Annotated in this window: 7 protein-coding genes; 1 reads left to right on the top strand and 6 read right to left on the bottom strand. The window is 61.1% G+C overall.

The features are described from left to right. Positions 1 to 148: 148 nt before the first annotated feature. The 5 genes from QZ269_RS11430 to QZ269_RS11410 all read right to left on the bottom strand — a co-directional run bounded on the left by QZ269_RS11430 (position 149) and on the right by QZ269_RS11410 (position 3994). A complete protein-coding gene (locus QZ269_RS11430; RefSeq protein ID WP_291426833.1) occupies positions 149 to 898 on the bottom strand; it encodes an amino acid ABC transporter ATP-binding protein in 750 nt (249 codons plus the stop codon). Between the two features lie 236 nt (positions 899 to 1134). After that, complete coding sequence (locus QZ269_RS11425; RefSeq protein ID WP_291426832.1) at positions 1135 to 1731, bottom strand: helix-turn-helix domain-containing protein; 597 nt, start codon at positions 1729 to 1731, stop codon at positions 1135 to 1137. A 1-nt stretch (position 1732) separates the two neighbouring features. Next, positions 1733 to 2401, bottom strand: coding sequence for an amino acid ABC transporter permease (locus QZ269_RS11420; RefSeq protein ID WP_291426831.1), 669 nt, complete (start codon positions 2399 to 2401; stop codon positions 1733 to 1735). Between the two features lie 18 nt (positions 2402 to 2419). Further along, a complete protein-coding gene (locus QZ269_RS11415; protein ID WP_291426830.1) occupies positions 2420 to 3163 on the bottom strand; it encodes a basic amino acid ABC transporter substrate-binding protein in 744 nt (247 codons plus the stop codon). A gap of 84 nt (positions 3164 to 3247) precedes the next feature. After that, entirely contained in the window at positions 3248 to 3994 is a 747-nt protein-coding gene (locus QZ269_RS11410; protein WP_291426829.1) for a basic amino acid ABC transporter substrate-binding protein, read from the bottom strand. Positions 3995 to 4106: 112 nt separating this feature from the next. On the opposite strand from QZ269_RS11410, the gene QZ269_RS11405 reads away from it, so the two are divergent. After that, the gene (locus QZ269_RS11405; RefSeq protein ID WP_291426828.1) at positions 4107 to 5474 is read left to right on the top strand and encodes an FAD-binding oxidoreductase; all 1368 of its coding nucleotides are present in this window, start codon (positions 4107 to 4109) and stop codon (positions 5472 to 5474) included. A gap of 106 nt (positions 5475 to 5580) precedes the next feature. On the opposite strand, the gene QZ269_RS11400 is transcribed toward QZ269_RS11405, so the two are convergent. Then, positions 5581 to 5931 (bottom strand): response regulator transcription factor (locus QZ269_RS11400; RefSeq protein ID WP_291426827.1); only part of this gene is annotated, 351 nt, incomplete at its 5' end.

Raw genomic sequence — 5931 nt, 5'->3', positions numbered from 1 at the left:
CCATTCCCGCTCCAACGTACTTTCTTCTGCTACGCGCTCCGCGCGGTTTATCTACAAGATAAACGCAGTGTACTTAAGTAGCTGCTGGTGGAAGTGGAGCAGGCCGACCCGCTTAGGAGTGGCGTGCAGACAGAGTCGGGAAAACGTATCAGTGCTGCGAAACCCGTTGCAGGAACGATTTGAGCCGCTCCAGGCGCGGGTTGCCGAAAAACTCGGCGGGTGGGGCGTCTTCGAGCAGCTGGCCCTTGTCCATGAAGATCACGCGGTCGGCCACGTCGCGGGCAAAACCCATCTCGTGCGTGACCACGATCATGGTCATGCCGCCCCCGGCGAGGTCGCGCATCACGTCGAGCACCTCACCGACCATTTCGGGGTCAAGGGCACTGGTCGGTTCGTCGAACAGCATAATTTTGGGTTCCATCGCCAGGGCGCGCGCAATCGCCACCCGCTGCTGTTGCCCGCCCGATAACTGCGACGCCTGCTTGTGGGCCTGTTCCTCGATGCCCACGCGCCGCAGCAGGGTCATGGCGCGTTCCTCGGCGGCGCTCTCGCTCAGGCCGCGCAGCTTGATGGGTGCCAGCATCACGTTCCGCAGCACCGACATGTGCGGAAACAGGTTGAACTGCTGAAACACCATGCCGACCTCGCGCCGCACGGGTTCCAGTTTCTTCAGGGTGCTCAGGTGGTGGCCGTCTACGATGATCTCGCCCTTCTGGAACTCCTCCAGGCGGTTGATCGTGCGGATCAGGGTGCTTTTGCCGCTGCCCGAAGGCCCCAGGACGACCACCTTCTGTCCGGCTTCGATATTCAGAGTCACGTCGGTCAGCACCTGATGCGTGCCAAACCACTTGCCGACCTGCTGCATCTGGATGATCGGGTTGTTGCTTACTTGGGTCATGTTTGCCCCCGGGAAAATAAATTCCGCTTGTTTTGGCCCTTAGAAACGATTCGCACAGTTTTAGAACTTGGAAAAGACACTCACTGCACGCCCGGAACGCGTTTCCCTGTTGCTCGCTCGGCCCAGGTTGAATGCTCTAGTGAACAAGAAAGAGCAGGACGTGGACTGAAGGGGGCGGCGGTGTTTTTCTGACGTGCCCATACTTTCGGAGAACTGCTCTTTCTGTGCCCTGGCGCTCACGGATGCGGGCTGGTGACCCAGATCACGCGGACGGTGCCGCTGCCGGGATTGCGCCAGTTGTGCGGAATGCGGCTGGACATGGTCATGCTGTCGCCCTCGTGTAGAAAATAGTGCGCGTCCTCGATGATGAATTCCAGTTCGCCTTCCAGCACGGTCACGAAGGTCAGGTCGGCGTCGAGGGTATACAGCTCCTCACCGCCGTGCCCACCAGGGTGGATGGTCGAATGCAGCACCATCACCTCGCCGCCCAGACCCTGCGAAAGCAGCCGCTCCTCGACCCCCACGCCGCCGAAATTGACCCGCTCGGCCTCGTGCCCGCGCACCAGGTTGGCATTGGGCGGGTCAAACAGTGCGCCGGGGCGAATGCCCAGCGCCTCACACACCTTGAGCAGATTGGCGACGCTGGCACTGGTCAGGTCGCGTTCCATGCGGCTTAAAAACGATTTGTCCAGCCCCGTGAGCTTGACCAGCCCGTCCAGCGTCAGGCCCTTGGCCTTGCGAGCGGCCCGCAGGCGTGGCCCGATGCGCGGCGCGTCCCCGGCCAGTTCCCCCAGCCCAGGCCCTAGCCGCTGGACAGGAAAATTCAGGCTCATCTTAGCCGACCTTCCAGCGTTTCTCGATGCGGGCGGCCATAATGCTCATCGGAATGGTCATGCACAGGTACAAAAAGCCGACCGCCAGGTACATCTCGAAGGGCTTATAGGTACGCGAGGTGATCATCTGGCCTACACGCACCAGCTCCACGATCATGATGGTCGAGAGCAGCGAACTGTTCTTGAGCAGGGTGGTCGCCTCGTTCAGCAGCGGGGGAATCACACGCCGGAACGCCTGCGGCAAGACGATGTAGCGCAGGGTGTCGGTTGGCGTGAAGCCCAGCGAGAGGCTGGCCTCGGTTTGGCCCCGCGCAATGCTCTGGATGCCGCTGCGGATAATCTCAGCGACGTAAGCGCTGGAATTGATCGCCAGAATGGCCGTACCCGCCACCACCGGGTTGAAGTTGAGCGGGAGATCGAAAGCCTGCTGGAACACGTAGGGCAGGCCATAGAAGAACAGGAAAATCTGCGCCAGCAACGGAGTGCCCCGAATGATCTCGATATACGCGACCCCGAAGGCGGCCAGCGGTTTAATGGGCGACATGCGGATCAGCGCAAAAACCGTGCCGAACACGATGCCGAAGATCAGCGCGATGGCCGAAATAGCGATGGTTAGCCCCGCTCCCTTAAGGAGCAGCGGCATACTCGACCAGATCAGTGCGAAATCCATATCAGAGAGCCGCCATACTTACTTGTTGAGCCACTTTTTGCGCAGAGCCCCGAGTTCGCCGCTTTTACGCAACTGGATAATGGCGGCGTCTATGCGGCTTAGCAGGTCGCCGCAGTCCCTACGCACGGCCATCGCCTTGGAATTTTTGTTCAGCACGCCGGTAATCCGCAGGTCGGGGTAGGTTTTGGTAAAGCGTTCGGCCACGACCCGGTCGATCAACATGCTATCGATCTGCTGGGTCTGCACGGCGATCGCCGCGTCGGTGAACTGATTAAGCGTCTTGACGTTCGCCCCCTTGATGCCCTGCGCCACCTTTTCCTGGATGGTGCCCAGCTCTACGCCAATGCTTTTGCCGTTCAGGGCCGCCGCGCTGTTGTATTCCGGGTGTTCCTTACGCGCCAAAATGACGTTTTCCGAGTTGTCGTAGGGCAGCGTGAAGTTCACGGCCTTCTTGCGCTCGGGGGTCACGGTCATTCCGGCAGCGATCAGGTCTATCTTTTTGGAGATCAGCGCCGCGATCAGACCGTCGAAAGGCTGGTTGACCCAGTTGACTTGCACGCCCAGTTTCCCGGCAATGGCGTTCACGAGGTCAGGGTCAAGACCGATGATCTGGTTGTTGCTGTCCAGCGATTCAAAAGGCGGGTAACCGGGGTTGGTGCCGACCGTCAGCCCGTTTTTCTTGATGTCGGCCATACAGCCCTGCGCCTGGGCAGAGGCGGAAACGGCGAACAGGCAGGCGGTTATCAGGGCAGCTTTGTGCATAACTCCTCCGAGGTGAACAGGTCCCAGCTTCGGATGGGTAAGCGGCACCGAGGCCCACGCTACGGCCCCGGTACCCGGCCCGGTTTACTTACTGAGCCACTTTTTGCTGATGGCCTGGAGTTCGCCGCTCTTGCGCAGCTGAATGACCGCCGCATTGATGCGGTTGACGAGATCGCCGCAGTCTTTACGCACAGCCAGGGCCTTTTCGTTTTTGCTGAGCATGCCGGTAATGCGCAGGTCGGGGTAGGTCTTGGCAAACTGCTCGCCTACCACGCGGTCGATAACGAGGCTGTCGATCTGGCGGGTCTGGAGGGCCACGGCGGCGTCGGTGTAAAGGTTAAAAGACTTGACGCTCGCGCCCTTGATGCCCCGGGCCAGCTCTTCTTGGGTTGAGCCGATCTGTGCCCCCACGCTCTTGCCGCTCAGTTTGGCTGCCGTGGCGTAGCTCAGGTTTTCCTTGCGGGCCATGATGACGTTTTCCGAGTTGTCGTAGGGCAGCGTGAAGTTCACGGCCTTCTTGCGCTCGGGGGTCACGGTCATTCCGGCGGCAATCAGGTCTATCTTTTTGGAGATCAGTGCGGGAATCAGGCCGTCAAAGCTCTGACCCACGATGTTGACCTTGACGCCCATCTTCTTGCCGATAGCGTTGACCATGTCCACGTCAAGGCCCACGATTTGATTGTTATTGTCCAACGACTCGAAGGGTGGGTAGTCGGGGCTGGTGCCGACCGTCAGGCCGTTTTTCTGCACGTTGGCTACGCAGCCCTGGGTCTGAGCGGAAGCGGAAACGGCGAATAGGCTAGCACTGATAAGCAGGGCAATCTTGTTCATAAGTCCTCCGGTATACCTGGGGTCCAGCTGTCAGGATGTTAATGGGCAGCTTAAGACTAAGTTGCATAAAAATCAACAAGGTTGTATGCCGCACAACGTGGACAATGAGGTTATGAATTCAGCTGCCCTGAGTGCCCTGCATAACCATTTCGGAGACCGCCTGTCGACTGCCGAGGCGGTGCGTGAGGCCCACGGACGCGACGAAAGCCGCATCGATTTTCAGCTGCCCGACGCAGTGCTGTTTGCGAGTTCCGAGCAGGACGTCGTAGACGCGCTGGAGCTGGCCCGCACGCATAAAGTTCCACTGGTGCCGTTCGCGGTGGGCAGCAGTCTGGAAGGACAGGTTATTCCGGTGCGGGGCGGCTTGTCGCTGAACCTAAGCGGCCTGAACCGGGTACTGGGCATCGAGCCGGGCGGGTTTCAGGCCACTGTGCAGCCGGGCGTGACCTATCCCGAGCTGAACCGGCAGGCGCGTCGGCATGGGCTGTTCTGGGCCGTGGATCCCGGCGCAGAGGCCAGTCTGGGCGGCATGGCCTCGACCAATGCCAGTGGGACGGGGGCCGTGAAGTACGGCACCACCCGCGACAACGTGCTCGAAATGCGGGTGGCGCTGATCGACGGGCGCGTCATTCGGGTCGGCAGCAAGGCCCGCAAGACCAGTGCCGGGTACGACCTCAAAAACCTCTTTATCGGCGCGGAAGGCACGCTGGGCGTGATTACCGAACTGACCGTCAGGCTCTGGCCGTTGCCCTCCGAACTGGTCGTGTTGCGCTGCAACTTCCAGACTGTGCAGGAGGCCGCCGCCTGCGCCGTGGGGATCATGGGGGCCGCGCTGCAACCCGAGCGCCTGGAACTGATTGACGAGCGCGAGATTCACGCGGTCAACGTGCACCTAGGCCGCGCTTACCCGGAATTTCCGACCCTCTGGATCGAACTGGGGTCACCCAGCCGCGCCGCGCTGGAAGAGTCGCTGGCGCTGTGCCATGAGCTGTGCCGCGACGCTGGGGGCCAGAACCTGCAAGCCGCCTACAGCCCCCAGGAGCGCGAGGCCGTCTGGGAGGCCCGCCACAAGGCGTACAGCTCGATGGTGGCGCTGCATCCGGGGCACGTGAACCTCAGCACCGATGTCTGCGTGCCGCTGCACCGCCTGCCCGAAGTGCTGGACGCGACCCGCCAGCGCTGCGACGAACGCGAACTGGACGCCAGCTTTGTGGGACACGTCGGCGACGGCAATTTTCACGTACTGTTTCATGCGGCACCCGGCGATAAGCCAACCTGGGACGCCATTCACGCCACCTACGACGAGATGATGGCCCTTACGCTGTCGGTGGGCGGCACCTGCTCGGGCGAACACGGCATCGGCCTGCACAAGCAGAAGTATCTGGCCCAGGAGCGGGCCGACACGCTGGGGCTAATGCGCGAGATCAAGGCGCTGTTTGACCCGGAACATCTGCTGAACCCCGGCAAGATTTTCGAGTAGTTCACCCCAGAACGGAGCTATCCGACGTGCCCATCATTTCGGAGAACGGCTCTAATGGCAGAGGCAAACAGTCAGCCTTGAGTATCCGGCCCGCTGATGGGGCTGTTCAGGCCGTCTTGAGGGCGTACCCGATGCCGCGCACGGTTCGGATAATGCCGTACCCGTCGAGGTCGCGCAGCTTGGCCCGCATGTTCGCCATATGCACATCCACGACGTTGCTGTTGCTGGGCAATTCGCCGTTCCAGACCTCACGCTCAATTTCCTGGCGGCTATACACGCGCCCCGGCTGGCGGGCCAAAAAGGTCAGCAGGTCAAATTCCTTGGGACTGAGGCGCACTTCCTGCCCGTTGAAGCTGGATAGGCGCTTTTGCGGGTGAATTTCGAGTCCGCCGATCACGATGACCTCGCCGTGCTGCTGGTGGCGCAACTGCACCTTGACACGGGCGACCAGTTCCTC

The organism is Deinococcus sp., assembly GCF_018260405.1.
Lineage (GTDB): Bacteria > Deinococcota > Deinococci > Deinococcales > Deinococcaceae > Deinococcus.
Note: the sequence above shows the minus strand (reverse complement) of the source record. Positions and strands in the feature narration are given on the sequence as shown.

Bases quoted from the DNA above. Each gene is read 5' to 3' on its own strand.
- QZ269_RS11415 (WP_291426830.1), bottom strand. From the start codon at position 3,163: ATGCACAAAGCTGCCCTGATAACCGCCTGCCTGTTCGCCGTTTCCGCC.
- QZ269_RS11425 (WP_291426832.1), bottom strand. From the start codon at position 1,731: ATGAGCCTGAATTTTCCTGTCCAGCGGCTAGGGCCTGGGCTGGGGGAA.
- QZ269_RS11405 (WP_291426828.1), top strand. From the start codon at position 4,107: ATGAATTCAGCTGCCCTGAGTGCCCTGCATAACCATTTCGGAGACCGC.
- QZ269_RS11430 (WP_291426833.1), bottom strand. From the start codon at position 898: ATGACCCAAGTAAGCAACAACCCGATCATCCAGATGCAGCAGGTCGGC.
- QZ269_RS11410 (WP_291426829.1), bottom strand. From the start codon at position 3,994: ATGAACAAGATTGCCCTGCTTATCAGTGCTAGCCTATTCGCCGTTTCC.
- QZ269_RS11420 (WP_291426831.1), bottom strand. From the start codon at position 2,401: ATGGATTTCGCACTGATCTGGTCGAGTATGCCGCTGCTCCTTAAGGGA.